This window comes from Streptomyces sp. NPDC058525 (genome assembly GCF_042719495.1).
GTDB lineage: Bacteria > Actinomycetota > Actinomycetes > Streptomycetales > Streptomycetaceae > Streptomyces.
Genome location: NZ_JBHXNP010000022.1, coordinates 73,869 through 95,733 on the forward strand (window position 1 = coordinate 73,869; position 21,865 = coordinate 95,733).

23 protein-coding genes and 1 tRNA gene are annotated in these 21,865 nt (G+C 70.4%); 12 read left to right on the top strand and 12 right to left on the bottom strand.

What is annotated here, in order from left to right; all coding sequences use genetic code 11:
• The first annotated feature begins 40 nt into the window (after nucleotides 1-40).
• On the top strand, nucleotides 41-499 hold the full coding sequence (locus ACFWP3_RS13755) for a phage holin family protein (RefSeq protein ID WP_384219943.1): 459 nt from the start codon (nucleotides 41-43) through the stop codon (nucleotides 497-499).
• Nucleotides 496-1,470: an alpha/beta fold hydrolase gene (locus tag ACFWP3_RS13760; protein WP_384219945.1), complete on the top strand. Its 975-nt coding sequence runs from the start codon at nucleotides 496-498 to the stop codon at nucleotides 1,468-1,470. The genes ACFWP3_RS13755 and ACFWP3_RS13760 overlap by 4 nt, the downstream gene beginning before the upstream one ends.
• A 315-nt stretch (nucleotides 1,471-1,785) precedes the next feature.
• On the opposite strand, the gene ACFWP3_RS13765 is transcribed toward ACFWP3_RS13760, so the two are convergent.
• The 3 genes from ACFWP3_RS13765 to nth form a co-directional block, all read right to left on the bottom strand.
• The gene (locus tag ACFWP3_RS13765; protein ID WP_384219947.1) at nucleotides 1,786-2,988 is read right to left on the bottom strand and encodes a MarP family serine protease; all 1,203 of its coding nucleotides are present in this window, start codon (nucleotides 2,986-2,988) and stop codon (nucleotides 1,786-1,788) included.
• Between the two features lie 13 nt (nucleotides 2,989-3,001).
• Nucleotides 3,002-3,748 (bottom strand): NUDIX hydrolase, encoded by a 747-nt coding sequence (locus ACFWP3_RS13770; protein ID WP_384219949.1) that lies wholly within the window; start codon nucleotides 3,746-3,748, stop codon nucleotides 3,002-3,004.
• A gap of 129 nt (nucleotides 3,749-3,877) precedes the next feature.
• Entirely contained in the window at nucleotides 3,878-4,771 is an 894-nt protein-coding gene (gene nth, locus ACFWP3_RS13775; protein ID WP_384219996.1) for an endonuclease III, read from the bottom strand.
• A gap of 233 nt (nucleotides 4,772-5,004) precedes the next feature.
• On the opposite strand from nth, the gene ACFWP3_RS13780 reads away from it, so the two are divergent.
• Together ACFWP3_RS13780 and ACFWP3_RS13785 are read left to right on the top strand one after the other, a co-directional pair.
• A complete protein-coding gene (locus tag ACFWP3_RS13780; protein ID WP_003981529.1) occupies nucleotides 5,005-5,679 on the top strand; it encodes a Crp/Fnr family transcriptional regulator in 675 nt (224 codons plus the stop codon).
• A 132-nt stretch (nucleotides 5,680-5,811) separates the two neighbouring features.
• The gene (locus tag ACFWP3_RS13785) at nucleotides 5,812-6,618 is read left to right on the top strand and encodes a nucleotidyltransferase domain-containing protein (RefSeq protein ID WP_384219951.1); all 807 of its coding nucleotides are present in this window, start codon (nucleotides 5,812-5,814) and stop codon (nucleotides 6,616-6,618) included.
• A gap of 76 nt (nucleotides 6,619-6,694) precedes the next feature.
• On the opposite strand, the gene ACFWP3_RS13790 is transcribed toward ACFWP3_RS13785, so the two are convergent.
• The 4 genes from ACFWP3_RS13790 to ACFWP3_RS13805 form a co-directional block, all read right to left on the bottom strand.
• Entirely contained in the window at nucleotides 6,695-7,543 is an 849-nt protein-coding gene (locus ACFWP3_RS13790; protein ID WP_384219953.1) for an MBL fold metallo-hydrolase, read from the bottom strand.
• Entirely contained in the window at nucleotides 7,540-8,439 is a 900-nt protein-coding gene (locus tag ACFWP3_RS13795) for an NUDIX hydrolase (RefSeq protein WP_384219955.1), read from the bottom strand. The genes ACFWP3_RS13790 and ACFWP3_RS13795 overlap by 4 nt, the downstream gene beginning before the upstream one ends.
• A 133-nt stretch (nucleotides 8,440-8,572) precedes the next feature.
• Nucleotides 8,573-9,046 (bottom strand): RidA family protein, encoded by a 474-nt coding sequence (locus ACFWP3_RS13800; RefSeq protein WP_384219958.1) that lies wholly within the window; start codon nucleotides 9,044-9,046, stop codon nucleotides 8,573-8,575.
• The gene (locus tag ACFWP3_RS13805) at nucleotides 9,043-9,204 is read right to left on the bottom strand and encodes a DUF4177 domain-containing protein (RefSeq protein ID WP_007264966.1); all 162 of its coding nucleotides are present in this window, start codon (nucleotides 9,202-9,204) and stop codon (nucleotides 9,043-9,045) included. Before ACFWP3_RS13805 ends, ACFWP3_RS13800 begins: the two co-directional genes overlap by 4 nt.
• A 53-nt stretch (nucleotides 9,205-9,257) precedes the next feature.
• Between ACFWP3_RS13805 and ACFWP3_RS13810 the strand changes: the two genes are divergently transcribed.
• Nucleotides 9,258-10,241 carry an ArsA-related P-loop ATPase gene (locus tag ACFWP3_RS13810; protein WP_384219961.1) on the top strand — a complete coding sequence of 328 codons (984 nt, stop codon included), beginning with the start codon at nucleotides 9,258-9,260 and terminating at the stop codon, nucleotides 10,239-10,241.
• Entirely contained in the window at nucleotides 10,238-11,536 is a 1,299-nt protein-coding gene (locus tag ACFWP3_RS13815) for an ArsA family ATPase (RefSeq protein WP_384219963.1), read from the top strand. Before ACFWP3_RS13810 ends, ACFWP3_RS13815 begins: the two co-directional genes overlap by 4 nt.
• 36 nt (nucleotides 11,537-11,572) lie before the next feature.
• Here the strand turns inward: ACFWP3_RS13815 and ACFWP3_RS13820 are convergent, their stop codons facing one another.
• A complete protein-coding gene (locus ACFWP3_RS13820) occupies nucleotides 11,573-11,923 on the bottom strand; it encodes a WhiB family transcriptional regulator (protein WP_257559391.1) in 351 nt (116 codons plus the stop codon).
• Between the two features lie 397 nt (nucleotides 11,924-12,320).
• On the opposite strand from ACFWP3_RS13820, the gene ACFWP3_RS13825 reads away from it, so the two are divergent.
• Nucleotides 12,321-14,603 carry a transglycosylase domain-containing protein gene (locus ACFWP3_RS13825; protein ID WP_384219966.1) on the top strand — a complete coding sequence of 761 codons (2,283 nt, stop codon included), beginning with the start codon at nucleotides 12,321-12,323 and terminating at the stop codon, nucleotides 14,601-14,603.
• A 68-nt stretch (nucleotides 14,604-14,671) separates the two neighbouring features.
• Here the strand turns inward: ACFWP3_RS13825 and ACFWP3_RS13830 are convergent, their stop codons facing one another.
• Nucleotides 14,672-15,133 carry a GatB/YqeY domain-containing protein gene (locus ACFWP3_RS13830; RefSeq protein ID WP_384219968.1) on the bottom strand — a complete coding sequence of 154 codons (462 nt, stop codon included), beginning with the start codon at nucleotides 15,131-15,133 and terminating at the stop codon, nucleotides 14,672-14,674.
• Nucleotides 15,134-15,201: 68 nt separating this feature from the next.
• Between ACFWP3_RS13830 and ACFWP3_RS13835 the strand changes: the two genes are divergently transcribed.
• The 4 genes from ACFWP3_RS13835 to ACFWP3_RS13850 all read left to right on the top strand — a co-directional run bounded on the left by ACFWP3_RS13835 (nucleotide 15,202) and on the right by ACFWP3_RS13850 (nucleotide 17,510).
• Nucleotides 15,202-16,140 (top strand): metallophosphoesterase, encoded by a 939-nt coding sequence (locus tag ACFWP3_RS13835; RefSeq protein WP_384219971.1) that lies wholly within the window; start codon nucleotides 15,202-15,204, stop codon nucleotides 16,138-16,140.
• Between the two features lie 19 nt (nucleotides 16,141-16,159).
• Nucleotides 16,160-16,867: a Pr6Pr family membrane protein gene (locus ACFWP3_RS13840; protein ID WP_384219973.1), complete on the top strand. Its 708-nt coding sequence runs from the start codon at nucleotides 16,160-16,162 to the stop codon at nucleotides 16,865-16,867.
• Nucleotides 16,868-16,907: 40 nt separating this feature from the next.
• Nucleotides 16,908-16,981 (top strand) — tRNA-Pro (locus ACFWP3_RS13845).
• A 97-nt stretch (nucleotides 16,982-17,078) separates the two neighbouring features.
• Entirely contained in the window at nucleotides 17,079-17,510 is a 432-nt protein-coding gene (locus ACFWP3_RS13850; RefSeq protein ID WP_384219975.1) for a hypothetical protein, read from the top strand.
• 34 nt (nucleotides 17,511-17,544) lie between these two features.
• On the opposite strand, the gene ACFWP3_RS13855 is transcribed toward ACFWP3_RS13850, so the two are convergent.
• Together ACFWP3_RS13855 and ACFWP3_RS13860 are read right to left on the bottom strand one after the other, a co-directional pair.
• A complete protein-coding gene (locus ACFWP3_RS13855) occupies nucleotides 17,545-18,972 on the bottom strand; it encodes a hypothetical protein (RefSeq protein WP_384219977.1) in 1,428 nt (475 codons plus the stop codon).
• Between the two features lie 636 nt (nucleotides 18,973-19,608).
• Entirely contained in the window at nucleotides 19,609-19,923 is a 315-nt protein-coding gene (locus ACFWP3_RS13860; RefSeq protein ID WP_384219979.1) for a hypothetical protein, read from the bottom strand.
• Nucleotides 19,924-20,550: 627 nt separating this feature from the next.
• On the opposite strand from ACFWP3_RS13860, the gene ACFWP3_RS13865 reads away from it, so the two are divergent.
• Nucleotides 20,551-20,673 carry a hypothetical protein gene (locus ACFWP3_RS13865; RefSeq protein WP_384219981.1) on the top strand — a complete coding sequence of 41 codons (123 nt, stop codon included), beginning with the start codon at nucleotides 20,551-20,553 and terminating at the stop codon, nucleotides 20,671-20,673.
• A 416-nt stretch (nucleotides 20,674-21,089) separates the two neighbouring features.
• Here the strand turns inward: ACFWP3_RS13865 and ACFWP3_RS13870 are convergent, their stop codons facing one another.
• Complete coding sequence (locus tag ACFWP3_RS13870; protein ID WP_384219983.1) at nucleotides 21,090-21,551, bottom strand: hypothetical protein; 462 nt, start codon at nucleotides 21,549-21,551, stop codon at nucleotides 21,090-21,092.
• Nucleotides 21,552-21,865: the final 314 nt, after the last annotated feature.

Here is a 21,865-nt window from a genome sequence, read left to right on the forward strand (position 1 = left end):
GGCGGCGTACCGACGCGGCAGACGACAGAGGGAGAGAGCGATGAGCGCAGTGGACCAAGGGGCGCAAGGAGCCGAGCGCACACTCGGCCAGCTGGTCGCCTCGGCCACCGCCGAGATGTCGGCCCTGGTGCACGACGAGATCGCGCTCGCCAAGGTGGAGATCAAGCAGGACGTCAAGCGCGCGGGCATCGGCAGCGGTGCCGCGATCGTCGCGGGCGTGCTGCTGCTCTTCTCCCTCCCCGTACTGAGTTTCGCCGCGGCCTACGGGATCCATAACCTCGGGCTCGGCCTCGCCTGGTCCTTCCTCATCGTCGGCGGGGCGTTCTGGCTGCTCGCGGGCCTGATCGGGCTGCTCGCCATGGTCAAGTTCAAGAAGGTCAAGCCGCCGGTGAAGACCATCGAGTCGGTCAAGCAGACCGCGGCGCTCGTCGGGACCGTCAAGCCGCACGCGCGGCCGGTGAGTGACAAGGCTGTGGGTGTGGCACGCTCGTCCTCATGACAGCGCCCACACCTGACCCCGGCAATCCGCCCACCGCCGCCTCGGCGATCCGGCTCGATCTGCCCGGCGGGCGGGGGGTGACGCACCGGGACGTCGCCGCCAACGGCGCCCGCTTCCACGTCGCCGAGGTCGGCGACGGGCCGCTGGTGCTGCTGCTGCACGGCTTCCCGCAGTTCTGGTGGACCTGGCGGCACCAGATGACCGCGCTCGCCGACGCCGGCTACCGCGCGGTCGCGATGGACCTGCGCGGAGTGGGCGGCAGCGACCGCACCCCGCGCGGCTACGACCCGGCCAATCTCGCGCTCGACATCACCGGCGTCGTACGGTCCCTCGGCGAGCCGGACGCCGCGCTCGTCGGGCACGACCTGGGCGGCTACCTCGCCTGGACCGCGGCCGTGATGCGGCCCAAGCTCGTGCGCCGCCTGGTCGTCTCGTCCATGCCGCACCCGCGCCGCTGGCGTTCGGCGATGCTGTCCGACTTCGGCCAGACCCGGGCGAGTTCGCACATCTGGGGCTTCCAGCGGCCGTTCATCCCCGAGCGGCAGCTCGTCGCCGACGACGGGGCACTCGTGGCGGAGCTGATCCGGGACTGGTCGGGGCCGCGGCTCCAGGAGGACGGCGTCGCCGACGAGGAGGCGCTCGCGGTGTACCGGCGGGCGATGTGCATCCCCTCCACCGCGCACTGCTCGATCGAGCCCTACCGGTGGATGATGCGGTCGATGGCGCGGCCCGACGGCCTCCAGTTCAACCGGCGCATGAAGCGACCGGTGCGCGTGCCGACGCTGCACCTGCACGGCTCGCTCGACCCGGTGATGCGCACGCGGAGCGCCGCCGGATCCGGCCAGTACGTCGAAGCCCCGTACCGCTGGCGGCTGTTCGACGGTCTCGGGCACTTCCCGCACGAGGAGGACCCGGTGGCCTTCTCGACCGAGCTGGTGAACTGGCTCAAGGACCCCGAACCGGACCGCTGATCGGTATGACAAACATTCAATTGCCTCGCGCATAGGCCAATTGGCCGCCTCGTACGGGGTTACCGACCTTGGGTCACGGGCACAGCTCGGAGTATGGGCTGGACGCACGACTACGGTGACACCGCACACGAACGCCGCTCGGCAGCGACGCCGGGCACCCACGGGAGGACCGGCCGGAACGGCCACGACCTCCGCCTCGGGATTCCGCGCATCCTGCGCCGAAGGGCCCTGTGGGTCTCGGCGCGCCTGCGCCATCCACGGACGTAGAGACCACCCCGGCGTCCCACCGGGCCCGCGGGCCCGGTGGACCTGGTGTCAGAGGGCGCAGCCCTGGCTGTCGACCCGCTGTACGGCGCTCCGGCCGATCCGGATGTCGTCGCGGATCTCGTCCACGGTCAGGGCGTAGCCGGTGTTCGGGTCGTCGAGGGACTTCGCGAACACGACCCCGTACACCTTGCCGTCGGGCGTCAGCAGCGGGCCGCCGGAGTTGCCCTGACGGACCGTCGCGTACAGCGAGTAGACGTCGCGCCGGACGGTGCCCCGGTGGTAGATGTCGGGGCCGTTGGCGTTGATCCGGCCGCGGACGCGTGCGGCGCGGACGTCGTACGCGCCGTTCTCCGGGAAGCCGGCGACGATCGCGTCGCTGCCGCTGCCCGCGTCCCGGTCGGTGAACTCCAGCGCCGGGGCCTTCAGCTTGGGCACGTCCAGTACGGCGATGTCGCGCTCCCAGTCGTAGAGCACGACCTTGCCGTCGTAGAGCTTGCCCTCGCCGCCGATCTGCACGGTCGGTTCGCCGACCCCGCCGACGACGTGCGCGTTGGTCATCACCTTGCCGGGCGCGAAGACGAAGCCCGTGCCCTCCAGCACCTTGCTGCAGCCGGGCGCGGTGCCGACCACCTTCACGATGGACTGCTTGGCCTGCTCGGTGACGGGGCTGAAGGCGAGGTCCGGATCGGGTGCCTTGACCTCGGTGATGGGCTCGTTGGAGAACGGGCTGAACACCTGCGGGAAGCCGTTGCGCGCGAGCGTGGAGCTGAAGTCCGAGAACCAGGTGTTCGCCTGCGCGGGCAGCACCCGCGACACGCCGAGGAGCACCTTGGAGTTGCGGACTTCCTTGCCCAGCGTGGGAAGTGACGTGCCGGCGAGCGCGGAGCCGATCAGCCAGGCCACCAGCAGCATCGCGACGACGTTGACCAGGGCCCCGCCCGTCGCGTCCAGCGCGCGCGCCGGCGACCAGGTGATCTGGCGGCGGAGCCGGCTGCCCAGATGGGTGGTCAGGGCCTGGCCGATCGAGGCGCAGACGATGACCACGACGACGGCGATCACCACGACCGTGGTGGACACCTGGGTGCCGTTGTCGGTCACCCGGTCCCAGATCAGCGGGAGCAGGGACACGGCGACGAGACCACCGCCGAGGAAGCCGATCACCGACAGGATGCCGACGACGAACCCCTGGCGGTAGCCGACGATGGCGAACCACACGGCCGCCAGCAGCAACAGGATGTCCAGCACGTTCACAGGGGCCACCGTCTCACGCGTGCCAGTCGAGCGGGACCCGCCGCGAGCGGTCCCAGGGACGCTCCCAGCCCGCGAAATGCAGCAGCCGGTCGATCACTCCGGCGGTGAAACCCCAGACCAGCGCCGATTCCACGGTGAAACCGGGCCCCAGGTGACCCTTCGGGTGCACGGCCGTGACCCGGTGCTCGGGGTCCGTGAGATCCGCCACGGGCACCGTGAAGACGCGGGCCGTCTCGGCCGGGTCCACGGCGCCGACCGGGCTCGGGGTGCGCCACCAGCCGAGGACCGGGGTGACGACGAACTCGCTGACCGGGATGTAGAGCCGGGGCAGCACCGCGAAGAGCTGGACACCGGACGGATCCAGTCCGGTCTCTTCCTCGGCCTCGCGCAGTGCGGCGCGCAGCGGGCCGGTGGTGTGCGGATCGCCGTCCTCCGGGTCGAGGGCGCCGCCCGGGAAGGAGGGCTGGCCCGCGTGCGAGCGGAGGGTGCCGGCGCGCTCCATGAGCAGCAGCTCGGGCCCGCGGGGCCCTTCGCCGAACAGGACGAGCACGGCGGACTGCCGCCCCCGGCCGTCCTCGGGCGGCAGGAACCGGCTCAGCTGCGGCGGCTCGATCGTGCGGGCGGCTTCGACGACGGGGTCCAGCCAGGCGGGCAGGCCGTCGGTGGAGAGGGCCGGGCCGTCGTACCCGCCGCTCCGGCCCTCATACGACGGCCCGTGCGTGTCGGCTTCGGCCCGGCGGTCCTGCGTAGCCCCAGTCATAGGCGTCCCTGTCCGCGTCTCTCTGTCAGCACCGTCTCCCACACCGCCAAACGCGATGCGGGTACCGATTCGTTCCTCAGGCGCGGCGCCGCTGCCGGGGCCCCGCGCCCCGACCGCCGCGGGGGCGGATCATGCCGGGGCGGAGCCCTGGGGCGCGGCCGGCAGGCCCGGATAGTCCGGGGGCGGGGCCAGGCGCTGGCCCGGCTGGCCGCCCTTCTCGTACTTCAGCAGCTTCTTCGCCTTCTCCGGGTCCGTCTCGCCCTCCCCGTACGCCGGACAGAGCGGGGCGATCGGGCAGGCTCCGCAGGCCGGCTTGCGGGCGTGGCAGATCCGGCGGCCGTGGAAGACGACGCGGTGCGAGAGCATCGTCCACTCGCTCTTGGGGAAGATCGCGCAGATCTCCGCCTCGACCCTCTCCGGGTCCTCCTGCTCGGTCCACTTCCAGCGGCGCACGAGCCGGCCGAAGTGGGTGTCCACGGTGATCCCGGGGACGCCGAAGGCATTGCCCAGGACCACGTTCGCCGTCTTGCGGCCCACTCCCGGCAGCTTGACCAGGTCCTCGAGGCGGCCCGGCACCTCCCCGCCGAAGTCGTCCCGCAGCGCCTGCGAGAGCCCGAGCAGGGACTTCGACTTCATCCGGAAGAACCCGGTCGGCCGGATCAGCTCCTCCAGGTGCTCGGGAGCGGCCGCGGCCATGTCCTCGGGGGTCGGGTAGGCGGCGAAAAGCGCCGGCGTCGTCTGGTTCACCCGCAGGTCGGTGGTCTGCGCGGACAGTACGGTCGCCACGAGCAGCTCGAACGGATTCCGGAAGTCGAGCTCCGGATGGGCGTACGGGTAGACCTCGGCCAGCTCGCGGTTGATGCGGCGGGCCCGGCGGACCATGGCCAGACGGGATTCCGGCCGCGCCGCGGAAGGCTTCGCGACGGGTTTCTTGGCCGAACCTTTGCCCTCGGAGGCGGGCGGGGCCTTCGCGGACGCCTCCGCGAGGGCTTGTTCGCCCACAGCAGAATTTCGGGCCGCCATCACTCCCGCGGACCCCTTGGCCTGTGCTCTCACCGGCTTATTGGACACCCGGCCAGCCTAAGGCCGGGCGCCGACACCCGCCCGGACCTCAGGTAACACCACTCTGATTGGTCTCTCACCACCCAGCACGCGCGTCCGTCCGGCATCCTTGGTAGTGATTGATCGCACTGTTTGAGCCGTCCGGCAAAATGGGAGACCGGTCCCCTGAGCTGGTCGACATAGGAGAGAAACTCGTGGACGACGTTCTGCGGCGCGCCCCGCTCTTCGCGGCGCTCGATGACGAGCAGGCCGCGGAGCTCCGCGCCTCCATGGGCGAGGTGACCCTCGCACGCGGTGACGCCCTGTTCCACGAGGGCGACCCCGGCGACCGGCTGTATGTCGTGACCGAGGGCAAGGTGAAGCTCCACCGCACCTCCCCCGACGGCCGCGAGAACATGCTGGCCGTCCTCGGCCCCGGCGAGCTGATCGGCGAGCTGTCGCTGTTCGACCCGGGCCCGCGCACCGCCACCGCCACCGCGCTGACCGAGGTCAAGCTCCTCGGCCTCGGGCACGGCGACCTCCAGCCCTGGCTCAACGCCCGGCCCGAGGTCGCGACCGCGCTGCTGCGCGCCGTCGCCCGGCGCCTGCGCAAGACCAACGACCAGATGTCCGACCTGGTCTTCTCCGACGTACCCGGCCGTGTGGCGCGGGCGCTCCTCGACCTGTCGCGCCGGTTCGGCGTGCAGTCGGAGGAGGGCATCCACGTGGTGCACGACCTCACGCAGGAGGAGCTCGCACAGCTCGTCGGCGCCTCCCGCGAGACCGTGAACAAGGCGCTGGCCGACTTCGCGGGCCGCGGCTGGCTGCGCCTCGAGGCCCGCGCCGTGATCCTGCTGGACGTGGAGCGGCTCGCGAAGCGGTCCCGCTGACCTTCCCGGCTCCGCGAAGGCCCCGCCCGTAGCCCGGGCGGGGCCTTCGCGCGTCCGGCTGCGGTGCGCCCCGGCGCCCTGACTCCGTCCGGGCTCAGCCGGATTCGCAGGGCCGCCAGGCACAGTGGAGGCATGGAGCACAGAGGCCTGGACGCGTACGGCTACTTCGAGCGGGAGGGGTCCCTCGGCACGGTGCAAGGGGAGTTCCGGGGCGTCGTCGCCGCGGCGCGGGAGCGGACCGGCGACGCGTACGGGCGGCGGCTGCACAGCGCCTACCTGTACGGCTCCGTGCCGCGCGGGACGGCCCGGCCCGGCCGGTCCGACCTCGACCTGCTGCTCGTACTGCACCACGCGCCCGCCGACCAGGACCGGGACGCCGCCGACGTACTGGCGCGCGGGCTCGACGAGGACTTCCCGCAGATCGACGGGGTCGGCATCCTGCTCGAGGACAAGGCCCGGGTGCTCAGCGAGGCGGAACGATTCGACCTGGGCTGGTTCCTCGCCTGCCTGTGCACCCCGCTGCTGGGCGCGGACCTGGCCGAGCACCTGCCCCGCTACCGCCCGGACAGCCTGCTCGCCCGGGAGACCAACGGCGACCTGGCCGACGTACTGCCCCTGTGGCGGACCAGGCTGCGGGAGGCCTCGGCCCCGGACGACTACCGCAGGCTGAGCCGGACCTGCGCGCGGCGCCTGGTGCGCACCGGATTCACCCTGGTCATGCCCCGGTGGGGCGGCTGGACCAGCGATCTCGCCGAGTCCGCGGAGATCTTCGGTACGTACTACCCGGAGCGCGCGGCCCAGATGCGGGCCGCGGCCGCCGTGGCACTGGACCCGGTCGCGGACCCGGCCGTGCTGCGTACGTACATCGAGGACCTCGGGCCGTGGCTCGCGGACGAGTACACGGCCCGGCACGGCACGAAGGCGCCCAGGACCGCGTAGGACGGCAGGGACGGCTCGGACGGGCTCGGGCCGGCTCGAGCCGGCTCGCGGACGGCTCGGACGGCTCGCGGGCGGCCTAGAGCTCGGGGCCGCCGGGGATCAGCCCGTGTTCCTGGAGGTACTCGAGCTGCGCCCGTACGGACCATTCCGCGGCCGGCCACAGCGATCGGTCCACGTCCGCGTAGACGTGGGCCACGACCGCCTCCGGGGTGAGGAACCCGTCCTCGACGGCGGTCTCGACCTGGGCGAGCCGGTGCGCGCGATGGGCCAGGTAGAACTCGACGGCTCCCTGGGCGTCCTCCAGGACCGGCCCGTGGCCCGGCAGGACGGTGTGCACGCCGTCGTCGACGGTGAGCGAGCGCAGGCGGCGCAGGGAGTCCAGGTAGTCCCCCAGGCGCCCGTCGGGGTGCGCGACCACGGTGGTGCCGCGGCCGAGGATGGTGTCCCCGGTCAGGACGGCGCGGTCGGCGGGCAGGTGGAAGCAGAGCGAGTCGCTGGTGTGCCCGGGGGTCGGGACCACCCGCAGTTCCAGGCCGCCGGTCCTGATCACGTCCCCCGCGGCCAGGCCCTCGTCGCCCAGCCGCAGGGCCGGGTCCAGGGCGCGGACCTTGGTGCCGGTGAGCTCGGCGAACCGGCCGGCGCCCTCGGCGTGGTCGGGGTGGCCGTGGGTGAGCAGGGTCAGGGCGATCCGCTTGCCCGCGCGCTCGGCGGTGTCGACGACCGCCCTGAGGTGGGCCTCGTCCAGCGGGCCGGGGTCGACGACGACGGCCTCGGTGGATCCCGGCTCGGACAGCAGCCAGGTGTTGGTGCCGTCCAGTGTCATCGCGGAGGGGTTCGGGGCCAGGATGTTCACCGCCCGGGCGGTGGCGGGCCCGGAGGTGACGACCCCGCGGGGCTGGCCTGGCAGTGCGGCGGCGTCGGTCATGAGGAGCCTCCGAGGCGCACTCGTTTGGTGAACTCGTCGTGGCCCGGCCAGCTGAGCACCAGCTCGCCGTTCTCCAGCGCGGCCCGGGCCAAGACGGGGGTCAGATCCTGCGCACCGGCCGCGGCGAGCGCCTCGGCGGCGCTCCCGTACGGCTCCAGGGAGCGCAGGGTGGAGATGGTCGGCGGCATCATCAGCAGCTCGCCCTTGTCGTATCCGTCCGCGGCGTCGGCCGGGCGGATCCAGACGGTCCGGTCGGCCTCGGTGGAGGCGTTGCGGGTGCGCTGGCCCTCGGGGAGGGCGGCGACGAAGAACCAGGTGTCGTAGCGGCGCGGCTCGAACTCCGGGGTGATCCAGCGGGCCCACGCGCCGAGCAGGTCGGACCGCAGCCGCAGGCCGCGGCGGTCCAGGAACTCCGCGAAGGACAGCTCCCGCGCCACCAGGGCCTGCCGGTCGGCCTCCCAGTCGTCGCCGGTGGTGTCGCCCACGACGGTGCCGGGGGTCTCGCCGGCGAGCAGTACGCCCGCCTCCTCGAAGGTCTCGCGTACCGCGCCGCAGACGATGGCCTGGGCGGTACGGGCATCCGTGCCGAGGCGCTGGGCCCAGTCGTCCTGGCTCGGACCCGCCCAGCCGACCTGGTGCTCCTCGTCGCGGGGGTCGACCCCGCCGCCGGGGTAGGCGTACGCGCCTCCGGCGAAGGCCATGGAGGCCCGGCGGCGCAGCATGTGCACGACGGGACCGGCCGGGGTGTCGCGCAGCAGCATCACAGTGGCGGCGCGTCTGGGGTCCACCGGGGTGAGGGAACCGTCCGCGAGCGCGCGGATGCGGTCGGGCCACTCCGGCGGGTACCACTGGCCTCCGGCGGGGGGCTGCTGCTGACCGTGCTGACCATTCGGCATGGCCGGATGCTACGGCCATCCGGCCCGATGTTCGAGGGCCGCCTTGCGCCCGGCCTCCTGGGGCTCCGCCCCAGACCCCGCGCCTCAAACGCCGGCGGGGCTGGAGAGTCCAGCCCCGCCGGTGCGTGGGGTGTCAGGCTCCGGCGGTCAGTTCCACCTGGATCTCGACCTCTACCGGGGCGTCCAGCGGGAGGACCGCGACGCCCACCGCGCTACGGGCGTGGACGCCCTTGTCGCCGAGGACCGCGCCCAGGAGTTCGCTCGCACCGTTCAGCACGCCCGGCTGGCCCGTGAAGTCGGGGGCCGAGGCGACGAAGCCGACGACCTTCACGACGCGCGCGATCTTGTCGAGGTCGCCGACGATCGACTTGACCGCGGCCAGGGCGTTCAGCGCGCACGTCGCGGCCAGCTCCTTGGCCTGCTCCGCCGAGACCTCCGCGCCGACCTTGCCGGTGACCGGCAGGCTGCCCTTGACCATCGGGAGCTGGCCCGAGGTGAACACGTACGCGCCCGAGCGCACGGCCGGCTGGTACGTGGCCAGCGGCGGGACGACCTCGGGCAGGGTCAGGCCGAGTTCGGCCAGCTTCGCCTCGACGACGCCGCTCATGCCTTCTCCCGCTTGAGGTAGGCCACCAGCTGCTCGGGGTTGTTCGGCCCGGGCACGACCTGGACGAGCTCCCAGCCGTCCTCGCCCCAGGTGTCCAGGATCTGCTTGGTGGCGTGGACCAGCAGCGGGACCGTCGCGTATTCGAACTTCTTGGTCATGGGAGCGAGGGTAGTGCCTGCGGTCCGAGGCGAAGGAATTAGGCTCGGACGCTGTGAGCAGGCTCCAGGTGGTCAGCGGCAAGGGCGGCACCGGCAAGACCACGGTCGCCGCGGCACTCGCGCTGGCCCTCGCACGCGAGGGCAAGCGGACTCTTCTGGTGGAGGTCGAGGGCAGGCAGGGCATCGCACAGCTCTTCGGTACGGAAGCGCTCCCCTACGAGGAGCGGAAGATCGCCGTCGCGCCCGGCGGCACCGGTGAGGTCTTCGCGCTCGCCATCGACGCCGAGCGGGCGCTGCTGGACTACCTCCAGATGTTCTACAAGCTCGGCTCGGCGGGCCGCGCGCTCAAGAAGCTCGGCGCCATCGACTTCGCGACGACCATCGCCCCCGGGCTGCGCGACGTGCTGCTGACCGGCAAGGCGTGCGAGGCGGTGCGGCGCAAGGACAAGGCGGGCCGGTTCGTCTACGACCACGTGATCATGGACGCGCCGCCGACCGGGCGGATCACCCGGTTCCTGAACGTCAACGACGAGGTGGCGGGCCTGGCCCGGTTCGGGCCGATCCACAACCAGGCCCAGGCCGTCATGAAGGTGCTCAAGTCCCCCGAGACGGCCGTACACCTGGTCACCCTCCTGGAGGAGATGCCCGTCCAGGAGACCGCGGACGGGATCGAGGAGCTGCGGCAGGCCGGGCTGCCCGTGGGCCGGGTCGTCGTCAACATGGTGCGCCCGCACCACCTGGACGAGGACACCCTGCGGGCCGCGGCCGAGGACCACCGGGCCGGGGTGGCCCAGGCGCTGTCCCGGGCGGGCCTGGGCGGCGCGCGCCGCGGCGGGCTCGCCGAGCGGCTGGTGGACCCGCTGCTGGCGCAGGCCGCCGAGCACGCGGGCCGGGTGGAGCTGGAACGCGCGCAGCGCGCCGTACTGGCGGGGCTGGACGTGCCGACGTACGAACTGCCCTTGCTCGGCGCGGGGATGGATCTAGCCGGGCTGTACGAGCTGGCCAAGGAACTGCGGAAGCAGTCGGTGGGCGAATGAGCGAGGGGGTGCACACCGTGGGCATGGACACTCCGCCGCGGCTGGCCGTCGACGGGCTGCTGGACGATCCGCAGACCCGGATCATCGTGTGCTGCGGGGCGGGCGGGGTCGGCAAGACCACCACCGCCGCGGCCCTGGGCGTACGGGCGGCGGAGCGCGGGCGCAAGGCGGTCGTGCTCACCATCGACCCGGCGCGGCGGCTGGCTCAGTCGATGGGGATCGACTCGCTGGACAACACGCCGCGCAAGGTCACCGGGGTGGGGGCCGGAGGGGACGCGGGCGGCGACCGGGTCGGCGACGGTGGCGGTGACGGTGACGGGGCTGCGGGCGGCGAACTGCACGCCATGATGCTGGACATGAAGCGGACCTTCGACGAGATCGTCGAGGGGCACGCGGACGCCGAGCGGGCCCAGGCCATCCTCGCCAACCCCTTCTACCAGTCCCTGTCGGCCGGCTTCGCGGGCACGCAGGAGTACATGGCGATGGAGAAGCTGGGGCAGCTGCGGGCCAGGGACGACTGGGACCTGATCATCGTGGACACCCCGCCGAGCCGGTCCGCGCTGGACTTCCTCGACGCGCCGAAGCGGCTCGGGTCCTTCCTGGACGGCAAGTTCATCCGGGTGCTGATGGCTCCGGCGAAGGTGGGCGGCCGGGCCGGGATGAAGTTCCTGAATGTCGGCATGTCGATGATGACGGGCACGCTGAGCAAGCTGATGGGTGCCTCGCTGCTGAAGGACGTACAGACCTTCGTGGCCGCGATGGACACCATGTTCGGCGGTTTCCGCACGCGCGCGGACGCCACCTTCCGGCTGCTCCAGGCTCCCGGTACGGCCTTCCTCGTGGTCGCGGCGCCCGAACCGGACGCCCTGCGCGAGGCGGCGTACTTCGTGGAGCGGCTGGCCGCGGAGAAGATGCCGCTGGCCGGTCTGGTACTGAACCGGGTGCACGGCAGCGGCGCCGACCAGCTGTCCGCCGAGCGGGCCCTGGCCGCCGCAGAGAATCTTGAAGAAGGCGGCATTGTCGATCAGGAGTCCGGGAAAGCTGGACTTCGTGACTCCGCCGACGACGGCTCCCCCGCCCCCGACGTGGACGAGATCACGGCAGGACTGCTGCGGCTGCACGCCGAACGGATGCAGGTGATCGCGCGCGAACAGCGCACACGCGATCGCTTCACCTCACTGCACCCCGAGGTGGCAGTGGCCGAAGTGGCGGCCCTGCCCGGCGATGTGCACGACCTCGCCGGGCTGCGGGCCATCGGAGAGCGACTCGCGGCCGGGGTTCCGGCCGGAGCATAGGCGTTCGGTGTCCGTACGACGTGGCGCCCGGGTGATCTACCCGGCTGCCGCGTACGTCTCGTACGGAACGTCGATCTCCTCATCGGCATCCATGGTCAGGATGCCCGTACTGCGCTCGTACTCCGTACGTGCGGTTTCGAGCAGCCGTCGCCACGAGGTGACGGTGGGACGCCTGCGCAGCAGCGCACGGCGTTCCCGCTCGGTCATTCCGCCCCACACGCCGAACTCGACGCGATTGTCGAGCGCGTCGGCCAGGCACTCGGTCCGCACCGGACATCCGGTGCACACCGCCTTGGCCCTGTTCTGTGCCGCTCCTTGAACGAACAGTTCATCCGGATCGGTAGTGCGGCAGGCTGCCTGCGCACTCCAGTCGGTAACCCAGCCCATCCCGGCGCCGTCCTCTCCCGAATCGAGGCTCCCCCACGGCGGCAGCGGCATATTCACCGCTGCCAGTTGAGGACGTTACGGAAGGCGGGCACAGTGCAACACCCCCGACGGGCCCAATCTTGAATGGTCCGAACGGACTATGGGTAAGCGGCAGATCACCCGACGGAGTGATCGGACGACATGCCCGACCATTCCGGCGATTCGGGTGAAATCACCGAGTCGCCAGTGGGCTGCCCCCATCACGGGAGGCGGGATTCGGACATGAGTCCACCCCATTCGGGAAGGGTGAAAATCAAGCCGAGGGGTTGATGTCGGACCGCGCTGCTGTGACAGTTGAGGACAGCTTAGGCCAAGGCATTCGCGCGTGTCCGGCGAATGAGAACGTAGGCTGCCCTCCATGGGAAAGAAGCGCTCGGGCGGCGGGCTCACGGGGAGCCAGCAGGCCGCCAAGTTCCTCGGGGTGTCCGTTCTCTCCGGAGTTGTGCTGGCCGGCATGGCGATTCCGGCGGCAGGAGCCCTGGGACTCGCGGCCAAGGGCACGGTCGAGGGATTCGATGAGATCCCGGCCAATCTCAAGACTCCGCCGCTGAGCCAGCGGACCACGATTCTGGACTCCGAAGGTGGCTTGATCGCCACTGTCTATTCGCGTGACCGGCAGGTGGTCCCCCTCACGGCGATCTCCCCCTACATGCAGAAGGCAATCGTCGCCATCGAGGACTCGCGTTTCTACGAGCACGGCGCGGTCGACCTCAAGGGCATCCTGCGCGCGGTCAACCGCAACGCGCAGGAGGGCGGCGCCGCACAGGGCGCCTCGACGCTCACGCAGCAGTACGTGAAGAACGTGTTCGTCGAAGAGGCCGGCGACGACGAGACCAAGGTGCGCGAGGCCCAGGAGAAGAGCCTCGGCCGCAAGATCCGCGAGCTGAAGTACGCGATCCAGGTCGAAGAGGAACTCGGGAAGAAGAAGATCCTCGAGAACTACTTGAACATCACTTTCTTCGGCCAGCAGGCGTACGGGATCGAATCCGCGGCCCAGCGCTACTTCAGCAAGCCGGCCAAGGACCTGACCCTGGAGGAGTCCGCGCTGCTCGCGGGCGTCGTCCAGTCGCCGAGCCGGTACGACCCGGTGAACGACGCGCAGGAGGCGATGAAGCGCCGCAACCTCGTCCTCCAGCGGATGGCCGACATCAAGGACATCTCGCAGGCGGAGGCGGACGCGGCGAAGGCGAAGCCGGTCACCCTGAAGGTGACCAAGCCGAAGAACGGCTGCATCACGGCGGTCAAGGGCGCGGGCTTCTTCTGCGACTACGTCCGCAACAGCTTCCTGACCGACGCGGCCTTCGGCAAGACGCGCGAGGAGCGGGCCAAGATCTGGAACCAGGGCGGCCTCACGGTCCGCACCACCCTGGACCCGCAGTCGCAGGACGCGGCCAACGAGTCGATCAAGGACCACGTCAACCAGGACGACTCGATCGCGACGGCCGTGACCATGGTCCAGCCGGGCACCGGCCGGGTGCTGGCGATGGGGCAGTCCAAGCCGTACGGCTTCGGCAAGAACGAGACGCAGATCAACTACTCCGTGGACAAGCGGATGGGCGGCTCGAACTTCGGCTTCCAGGTCGGCTCCACGTTCAAGCCCTTCATCGCGGCCGCGGCCATAGAGCGGGGCATGCCGCCGTCCAAGGTGTACCCGGCGCCGAACAAGATGGACTACCCGAGCCCGGTGCAGAAGTGCGACGGCAGCAACTGGCTCAACCTGCCGCAGTCGAACGGCAAGCTGCAGACGGCCGAGAACGAGACCGAGGACGAGGTCGGTCCGTACGCGCTGCGGACGGCGATGGAGAAGTCCATCAACACCTACTTCGTGCAGATGATCTCGGAGATCGGCCTCTGCCCGGTCATGGAGATGACGCAGAAGCTCGGCGTGAACTCGGCCAACGGCGAGAAGCTGGTCGAGGCCCCCTCGATCGCGCTCGGTTCCGCCGAGCTGTCCCCGCTGACGATGGCCAACGCGTACGCGACCTTCGCCAACCGCGGTGTCCACTGCACGCCGGTCGCCATCGAGTCGATCACCGACGCCCACGGCAAGGCGCTTGCCGTGCCGAAGCCCAAGTGCGAGCGGGCCATGGCACCGGAGACGGCCGACACCATCAACACCCTGCTGCGCGGAGTGGTCGACTCCGGTACTGGTGAGCGGGCCGGCCTGACCGACCGCGACAGCGCCGGCAAGACCGGTACGACGGACTCCCGCTACAACGCCTGGTTCGTCGGCTACACCCCGAACATCTCGGGCGCGGTGTGGGTCGGCTCGGGCGGCGCGAAGAAGATCACGATGGAGAACATCGAGATCGGCGGCAGGTACTACCCCAAGGTCTTCGGCGGCGGGCTGCCCGGCCCGATCTGGAAGGACGCGATCACCGGCGCCCTCTCCGGCCGCGAATCCCCCGACTTCACCACCGTCAGCATCCCGGAGCCCGTACTCCCGGGCGGCAGCAACGGCGGACGGCCGGCCACCAACCCGAGCAAGCCGGGGAAGCCCGGCAAGCCCGGCGGTGACAACAAGCCCGGCGAACGCCCCGGCGGCGCCGAGGGCGGTACGACGGGCGGCGGCACCCCGGAGAACCCGTTCCCCGGGATCACCCTCCCGCCGGGTGTGATCGGCGGCCGCGACGGCCAGTAGCCGACGACAGCGCAACGCGAAGGGGCCCTCAGCCGGATCCGGCTGAGGGCCCCTTCGCGTACGGCTGCTCAGGAAAGCTGCTGCTTGACGACGGCGGCGACGCGCCCGCCCTCGGCCAGCCCGGCCACCTTCGGGTTCACGATCTTCATGACGGCGCCCATGGCCCGCGGCCCCTCGGCGCCCGCCGCCTTGGCCTCCTCGACCGCCTGCGCCACGATCGCGACGAGCTCGTCGTCGGTCAGCTGCTTGGGGAGGTAGGTGTCGAGGAACTCGCCCTCCGCGGTCTCCCGGGCGGCCTGCTCGGGACGGCCGCCCTGGCTGAAGGCCTCCGCAGCCTCGCGGCGCTTCTTCGCCTCCTTGGCGATCACCTTGAGGACTTCCTCATCGGAGAGGACACGCGCTTCCTTGCCCGCGACCTCCTCCTTGGTGATGGCGGAGAGGGTCAGCCGCAGCGTGGACGAGTGCAGTTCGTCGCGCGCCTTGATGGCGGTGGTGAGGTCTTCCTGGAGCTTGGCCTTGAGCGTGGTCATGCACACGAGTCTGCCACCTGCGGGGGCGGTGGCGCCCGCGGGTTTTCCGGGTCTGCGACGATGGGGCCATGCGTGCGCGTTACGGAGTCCCCCTGAAGGCAGCTGCCGGAATCGCCGCGGCGGGGGCCGCGGGCGTGGCCTATGCCGCCGGTTTCGAGTCCCGTTCCTTCCGGCTGCGCCGGGTCACGGTGCCCGTCCTCCCCCAGGGCATGCGGCCGTTGCGCGTGCTCCAGGTGTCGGACATCCACATGGTCGGCGGGCAGCGCAAGAAGCGCGCCTGGCTCCAGTCCCTGGCGGGCCTGCGCCCCGACTTCGTCGTCAACACCGGCGACAACCTCTCGGACACCGAGGGCATCCCGGAGGTGCTCGACGCGCTGGGCCCCCTGATGGACTTCCCGGGCGTGTACGTCTTCGGATCGAACGACTACTACGGGCCGCGGCTGCGCAACCCCGGCCGCTACCTGCTCGAGAAGGTCCAGGGCCGGCACGGGCTGAACGGCAACAAGCCGGTCGTCGGCGCCGTCCACAACCCCTGGGAGGAGATGCGGGACGCCTTCGACGCGGCGGGCTGGCTGAACCTCACCAACACGCGGGCCCGGCTGAAGGTGGAGGGCCTGGAGCTGGCCTTCACCGGGCTGGACGACCCGCACATCAAGCGCGACCGCTACGAACAGGTCGCGGGCGGCCCGGAGCGGGACGCCGACTTCTCGATGGCCGTGGTGCACGCCCCGTACCTGCGGGTCCTGGAGGCCTTCACCGCCGACCGGTACCCGCTGATCCTCGCCGGCCACACGCACGGCGGCCAGTTGTGCATCCCCTTCTACGGGGCGCTGGTCACCAACTGCGACCTGGACACCAAACGGGTGAAGGGCCTGTCCACGCACGAGGCGGACGGCAACCGCGCGTACCTCCACGTCTCGGCCGGCTGCGGCACCAACCGGTTCACCCCGGTCCGCTTCGCCTGCCCGCCGGAAGCGACCCTCCTGACCCTGACGCCGAAGGCGTAGCGACGGGTACGTTTCCGGGATGACCACAGCCCGGCGCGTCGTCCCGGCCGCCTTCCGCGCCCTGATCTGCGCCGCGGCGGTGACGGGGGTCGTCATCGAGTGCGCCTACGGCAGCGTCCCGGTCGTGCTCAGCTTCTTCACCATCTGGACGAACATCGCGGTGGCGGTCGTCTTCGGCCTCTCCGCCGTCCGCGCGTGGCGGGCACGGCCCGACGTCGACCCCCTCCTCCGGGGCGGGGTGCTGCTCTTCATCCTGGTGACGGGGCTGGTCTTCCACCTGGTCCTGGCCAACCCGTCGAGCCCCTTCAACGTGGTCGAGGACCTCGACGGGCTGACCGGTGCCAAGGCCGTCGCCAACCAGCTCCTCCACACGGTCACGCCCCTCGGCGCCGTGCTGGACTTCCTCCTCCTGACGGCCCCGCGCACCCTGCGCCCGCGACACGCCGTCCAGTGGCTGGCCTACCCCCTCGCGTACGTGACCTTCGCGCTGGTCCGCGGCGCCCTGCTCGCCCCCGGCACGAAGACCCGGTACACGTACCCCTTCATCGACGCGGCCCAGTACGGCTACGGCCGGGTCGCCCTGAACGCGATCGTCCTGGGCATCCTCTTCTACGCCCTCGGCCTCGCCCTCGTCGCGGCGGACCACCGCCGTCCGGTTCCGGCCCTGGCCGGGCGGGCCCCGCGCGAAAACCGGATTTCGTCTCCGGCCGAGGGTCCGCTAGAGTAATCGATGTCGCCAGGGCAGCAAGCGCTGCAAGGGTGACGATCGGGGTGTAGCGCAGCTTGGCAGCGCGCTTCGTTCGGGACGAAGAGGTCGTGGGTTCAAATCCCGCCACCCCGACTTCGTAAGACCAGGTCAGGGGCCTGATCCGCATCGCGGGTCAGGCCCTTCCTGCGTCATGGGTGATCGTTTGGGAGGAAACCGGGAGAAGATCTCGGTGGGGGTGACTCCCGGCCGCGTCACCCACGGAACAGACCGGGCGACGTACGAGAGGGCAGTGGCCGGCGAGTCCAGGCTGTACGCGGTGTGGCCGGGAAACTGGTCCAGCGATCTGTTCGTGATCGACGACCTGGACGAGTACGCCAAGGCACACGGCATCAAGCACGACGTGCAGCGGACCGGACTGGCCGATCACGTGCACCGAGTCCGGTGGACAGAATCGGACGGCGAGCAAAACCCTCGCAGCCCGTACATCGACGTCGAGGTCTCGCTGGACTGCGGGTGCACGATCGAGAGCCTCGGCGTGTTCGCCACGCAGATGCGCGAGCAGAAGGGCTGGGGCGTGGCCACCTCTGTCGGGTGGAGCCGCAGCAGCGGCCCTGAGGGCACCACGTACTCCCTCAGGGTCCGCAAGAGCCTGGCTGCCTAAGGCCGCACTGGGCTGGCTGTGGCCCTCCGCGCGGTCAGCGGCGGAACCCTCGGTGTGGATCTCGGGCGGGCACGTTGAGGAACGGCTCGAACCAGGCCGAGGCACGGAGATCGCCGATGCCCATGCGGAGGTTCGTCTCGTCGTCAGGTTCCTCGATGCCTGCAAAGCGAGCGCTGTAGAGCATCAGCACGTCGGAGTCCTGGAAAAACGCCTCCGAGCACATGTCGAAGTCGTAGTCGTCGCGGTGAGCGGGCAACCGCTCACGCCGACCCGTGTCCAGGTCCTCGTCTCCTCGCTCGCCCGCGTCACGTACAGCGAGGTGGAGTGCGAGTTCTTCGGCCGTGCAGCTGGGCTGCGGCCACTGGCCGCGCTCAAGGTCTCCGGCGAGGTCGTCGGCTGCCCTGGCGAACCGGCGGCGCCATTGGAGGTCGGTCCCGAAAGTCAGCTTCGGGAGATGGGTGAAGACGCCCCAGTCGCCCTCGTGCTCGCCAGGCACCACCGGCCCGTCACCGAGTTCCTCACATTCGTCGTACGCCTGGTCGGCGAGCAGGCACAGCTCCGTGTACAGGACATCGGCCGTTCGAGGAGTGAGCTGCCAACGGCACTGTTCGTCCTCGCACTCCGGGTCCTCACAGTGCGGTGGCTGGGTCTCGAACAGCGCCGCGAAGTCCGGAATCCTCTCCTCGGCAGGAGGCTCCGGCGTCTCACCTCGGCGGACGGCCGCCCGGTGCCGCCAGCCCGAACCGAAGTCCGCGACCACCGGCTCCTTGCTCCAATCGGCGACCTCATGCCCTTTCTCCGTGCGCAGCTTTAGGCCCTGGCACGTGTCCGTGATCGTGTCCGCCCCCTCGATCTCGCTGTCTGACTCTGCAAGCCACATGACGGCCCCGACGAGGTCCTGCGGGTCGTCACCCTCAGGGTCGTCGCTCGGCAGGGGTTCCCAGCCCGCACTCCTGGCTGCCTTCAAGGCGGCCTGCTGATCATGGACGTGGAACTCGCGGAGCAGCTCCACTCGGATGACCGGACCTGCCAGGTCGGCGAGCTGCGCATCGTGCGGGGTGCGCGAAGCACTTGCAACCGCCTCGGGGACACCGCCCTCCTCTTCGGCTGCGTCGGCGTCGTCGGCAATCTGCTCCCACTTGAAATAGCTGCCGGGCGTCATGGGCCAGACGCCTGCGAGCGCATGCCTGGTGGCACTGCGCAGCGAGGAAGCCGGCGCGTCCGGCAACTGGGCGCACAGCGCCTCCAGCGGCTCGCACTTCCAGCCATCGGCGGAGGATTGGATGGCCTGTCGCAGGATGCCGACTGCCCGCTGTGCGAGATCAGGTTCGCGGCAGGTGAGGACCGCCTGCAATGAGGCAGGGCCCTCCCGATGTTGTACGAGAGCGTAGATGCGGCTCTTGCTGGGGGTGTGCTCACAGTGGAAGCCGCAGAGCGCGGCCAAGGTCGGCTGGGCAGACATGCGGAGGACTCCGAACGGGTGGGCGCACGACACCGTGCGTGGAAGCGAGTGGAGTTCCGCTGGTGGGCGTGCTGCGGACGCGCCCCCGGACGGTGAAGAATGGATGCTCGGCTGGTTCCCCCGGTTCTACCGGCAGTCCGGACCTGGCTTCCACAGCTTACTCATACAACCGGCCCGGGATCGATGCGATCGCCGGACCTCAACTGCCCACTCCCTGGGGGCCGCGTTGCGCGTCCGGCCACAAGACCCACGGGTCCTGGACAGGGACCATCTGACCGGTCTCGCCGGAACGGCACCACTCATAACAACCGATCGCTGTACCGCCGCTGGGCAACCAATGACCCGTCACGCGCGTACGCAGAACCTCTGCATCCTGCCCGAGGAGCGCGCCCGCCACCCCGCCCAACACCAGCAGCATGCGCCGCAGCTGTTTCGGAGTCTCCACAGACTCCCTGCAGGGCGGGATCGCCGCATCGGCCGGCTTCCAATACCACCGCTCCCTACCGCGATCCCATTGGGCTTGGACCCGAAACTCAACGGACGGCACCCGCCAACGGATCGCCTGATCCGGCTCCGACACCACCATCATCCCCCCTTGCTCGTTGGCGACCACGGAGGCCCGAGTCGGCCGCGCTTTCAAGGCGCCGGGCCAAGGGGACCCGCTCCGACATCCTGCACGACGTCCTTCGGATGCCGGCCAGGCGGGAGGAGAATCACACTGTCGAACACCATCGCCTGGCTCAGCAAGTACCTGTTGTGGCCGTCGGCGCGCACCAGTCGAAGCCCTCGCTGCTCAGCGAAGACGTAGAGCTCAGCCGCCGCCTGGATCCACGCGTACTCGGCCGCCGAGACGACACGGTTGCGCTGCTCCTTGCTCTCCGGCAGGGCGGCTGCAGAGCCAGGCGCCTGCTGGTTGGAGCTGCAGCCATCTGTGCCGCTCTCGGTCGTCATCTGAGGCCCTCCGTCTCGACGGACGAGGCCCCCGAGATGGCGCTCCGGTTGAAGATGCTCGGACTCGTACGAGTCGTCGAGTCCTTCGCCGGCACCGGATCCGAAGTGCAGCTTCGCCGGTGAGCCGCTGGCCGAGGGGGAGGTACTCAGCACCCTGGAATACCTGGCCGACAACAATCTCGTACAAGTCCTTTCCACTGACAACGGTGCCGTGCTCGGAAACACCGCGGCCGGCACGCGCTGCGTACTGGGCGGAGGAAGCGTGAACGACCATCTGAACCGTCGGCCGAACGGCGGCGACACCTACAACATCACTCACTCGCAAGGCTTTGTCGCCGGCTGCTAGGAGAACGTCGTCCAGAACAACAACCTCGGCCTGGACGCCTCCAAGCTTGCGGAGTTCGCCCAGATCGTGCGGCAGTTCACACCGACTTTGGGCGCGGGCGGCGACCAGCAGCACCAGATCATCACGGACGCCGAGGTGCTGGAGGATGCCGCCATCGCCCACGAGCCGGAGCCCGGCAGGCGTCGGGCGGATGACGAGGAGGGAAATGATCCGCCTCTCGGTAGGGAAGTTCATCCGGGTACCGACGGACGCGGACCTCCCTCCAGGCGACGTCGAAGGAGATGGTGTCACCGCTTGCCCTGGAGAGCCGCCACGCGAGGAAGCCGGTCCGTGGCGAGAGTGTCCAGCGCCAGAACGTGGTCGTCACCATCACCACCACGCCTGACGAGGGTGGCTTCTGCTGACCATCAGGCACCGCCAGACGGCGCGTGTGTTGCTCTGGCGGCCTCGGCGATCTCCTCCACCCGGGCTGCATACGCGGGGCACCCCGCCTTCTGCATTCCGGAGCTCAGGAGCCCGTACAGCATCTGCTTCTGCGCCGGCTATGGCCGTCGCGATGGACAGCTCACGCTGGGCGGCCGGCAGCGCTTCCACTGCGGCTTGGTCCCCTGGCAGCAACGCCACCTCCACGCGGGCGTCGTACCGGATCTCGGAGTCGACCAGCGTGTGGGGTCGCGCCATCTCCCGCTCGAGGAGGTCTTGCACGGCGTGGATGTCGGTCGCGGCCACTTGGCGGAGGAAGTCCGCCGCCTCGTGCCGCAGGGCGATGCGGACTGCACGAGCCGCTTCGTCGGATCGGTTGACGAGACGGGCAGGCTCCTCACCCTTGGCCCTGGAGAACCGGACCGTCGACCTCCGGCCGGTAGTTGAAGGTGCCGCCGAGGATGGAATTGCTCATGATGACCTGGCTGTGCGTGTTGTTCTGCGCGACCATGCGCGGCCCTGCGACTCCCTCCCCATTGGCCCGCTCCCGCTCTCGCACCAGCGCCATGAGGTCCACCGCCGTGTGGGGGTACTTCTGGAGGAATCCCTTCAACTGGTCGAACAGCTCCTTGCAGACCAGCTCGCGCACGGCCTCACGCTCAGCTTCCGGGGCCTCCAGCAAGCGCGCCTGCTGGAGATTCACCACGCGGAGCTCGTGCGCGGCAGTCGCCTCGTTGCCTCCCCGGAAGAACGCCACCAACGTGTCTCGTACGCCCTGCCAGCTCGACCTCGCCATCTCTGCCGCCGGCACACCCGCGCCGCTGGTAGCCACCTCGAGGACGTTGAACGCCTCCGTCATGCCCGCACCCCCACACACCCAATCGCCGAATTCGAGAGATCAGGGTGCGGGGAGAATTCGGCACCGGCAATCGAAAAGAGTTCAGGAACCCGACAAGGCACCGGACGACTAACGGCTTCCGCTGTGCGAGTACCCGCAGGACAAGTAGCCTGTCGCGGGGAGAAGGTGGTGAAACGGTTGCCGATCAGCCATGGGCGTGCTAGAGGCTGGCTGCCGGGAGCCGGGAGCCGGGAGCCGGGAGCCGGGAGCCGGGAGCCGGGAGCCGGGAGCCGGGAGCCGGGAGCCGGGAGCCGGGAGCCGGGAGCCGGGAGCCG

Excerpts from the sequence above, each read along its gene's own strand:
- ACFWP3_RS13755 (WP_384219943.1), top strand. The coding sequence starts at position 41 with ATGAGCGCAGTGGACCAAGGGGCGCAAGGAGCCGAGCGCACACTCGGC.
- ACFWP3_RS13760 (WP_384219945.1), top strand. The coding sequence starts at position 496 with ATGACAGCGCCCACACCTGACCCCGGCAATCCGCCCACCGCCGCCTCG.
- ACFWP3_RS13770 (WP_384219949.1), bottom strand. The coding sequence starts at position 3,748 with ATGACTGGGGCTACGCAGGACCGCCGGGCCGAAGCCGACACGCACGGG.
- nth (WP_384219996.1), bottom strand. The coding sequence starts at position 4,771 with ATGGCGGCCCGAAATTCTGCTGTGGGCGAACAAGCCCTCGCGGAGGCG.
- ACFWP3_RS13785 (WP_384219951.1), top strand. The coding sequence starts at position 5,812 with ATGGAGCACAGAGGCCTGGACGCGTACGGCTACTTCGAGCGGGAGGGG.
- ACFWP3_RS13790 (WP_384219953.1), bottom strand. The coding sequence starts at position 7,543 with ATGACCGACGCCGCCGCACTGCCAGGCCAGCCCCGCGGGGTCGTCACC.
- ACFWP3_RS13795 (WP_384219955.1), bottom strand. The coding sequence starts at position 8,439 with ATGCCGAATGGTCAGCACGGTCAGCAGCAGCCCCCCGCCGGAGGCCAG.
- ACFWP3_RS13800 (WP_384219958.1), bottom strand. The coding sequence starts at position 9,046 with ATGAGCGGCGTCGTCGAGGCGAAGCTGGCCGAACTCGGCCTGACCCTG.
- ACFWP3_RS13805 (WP_007264966.1), bottom strand. The coding sequence starts at position 9,204 with ATGACCAAGAAGTTCGAATACGCGACGGTCCCGCTGCTGGTCCACGCC.
- ACFWP3_RS13815 (WP_384219963.1), top strand. The coding sequence starts at position 10,238 with ATGAGCGAGGGGGTGCACACCGTGGGCATGGACACTCCGCCGCGGCTG.
- ACFWP3_RS13820 (WP_257559391.1), bottom strand. The coding sequence starts at position 11,923 with ATGGGCTGGGTTACCGACTGGAGTGCGCAGGCAGCCTGCCGCACTACC.
- ACFWP3_RS13825 (WP_384219966.1), top strand. The coding sequence starts at position 12,321 with ATGGGAAAGAAGCGCTCGGGCGGCGGGCTCACGGGGAGCCAGCAGGCC.
- ACFWP3_RS13830 (WP_384219968.1), bottom strand. The coding sequence starts at position 15,133 with ATGACCACGCTCAAGGCCAAGCTCCAGGAAGACCTCACCACCGCCATC.
- ACFWP3_RS13835 (WP_384219971.1), top strand. The coding sequence starts at position 15,202 with ATGCGTGCGCGTTACGGAGTCCCCCTGAAGGCAGCTGCCGGAATCGCC.
- ACFWP3_RS13840 (WP_384219973.1), top strand. The coding sequence starts at position 16,160 with ATGACCACAGCCCGGCGCGTCGTCCCGGCCGCCTTCCGCGCCCTGATC.
- ACFWP3_RS13855 (WP_384219977.1), bottom strand. The coding sequence starts at position 18,972 with ATGTCTGCCCAGCCGACCTTGGCCGCGCTCTGCGGCTTCCACTGTGAG.
- ACFWP3_RS13860 (WP_384219979.1), bottom strand. The coding sequence starts at position 19,923 with ATGACGACCGAGAGCGGCACAGATGGCTGCAGCTCCAACCAGCAGGCG.
- ACFWP3_RS13865 (WP_384219981.1), top strand. The coding sequence starts at position 20,551 with ATGGTGTCACCGCTTGCCCTGGAGAGCCGCCACGCGAGGAAGCCGGTC.
- ACFWP3_RS13870 (WP_384219983.1), bottom strand. The coding sequence starts at position 21,551 with ATGACGGAGGCGTTCAACGTCCTCGAGGTGGCTACCAGCGGCGCGGGT.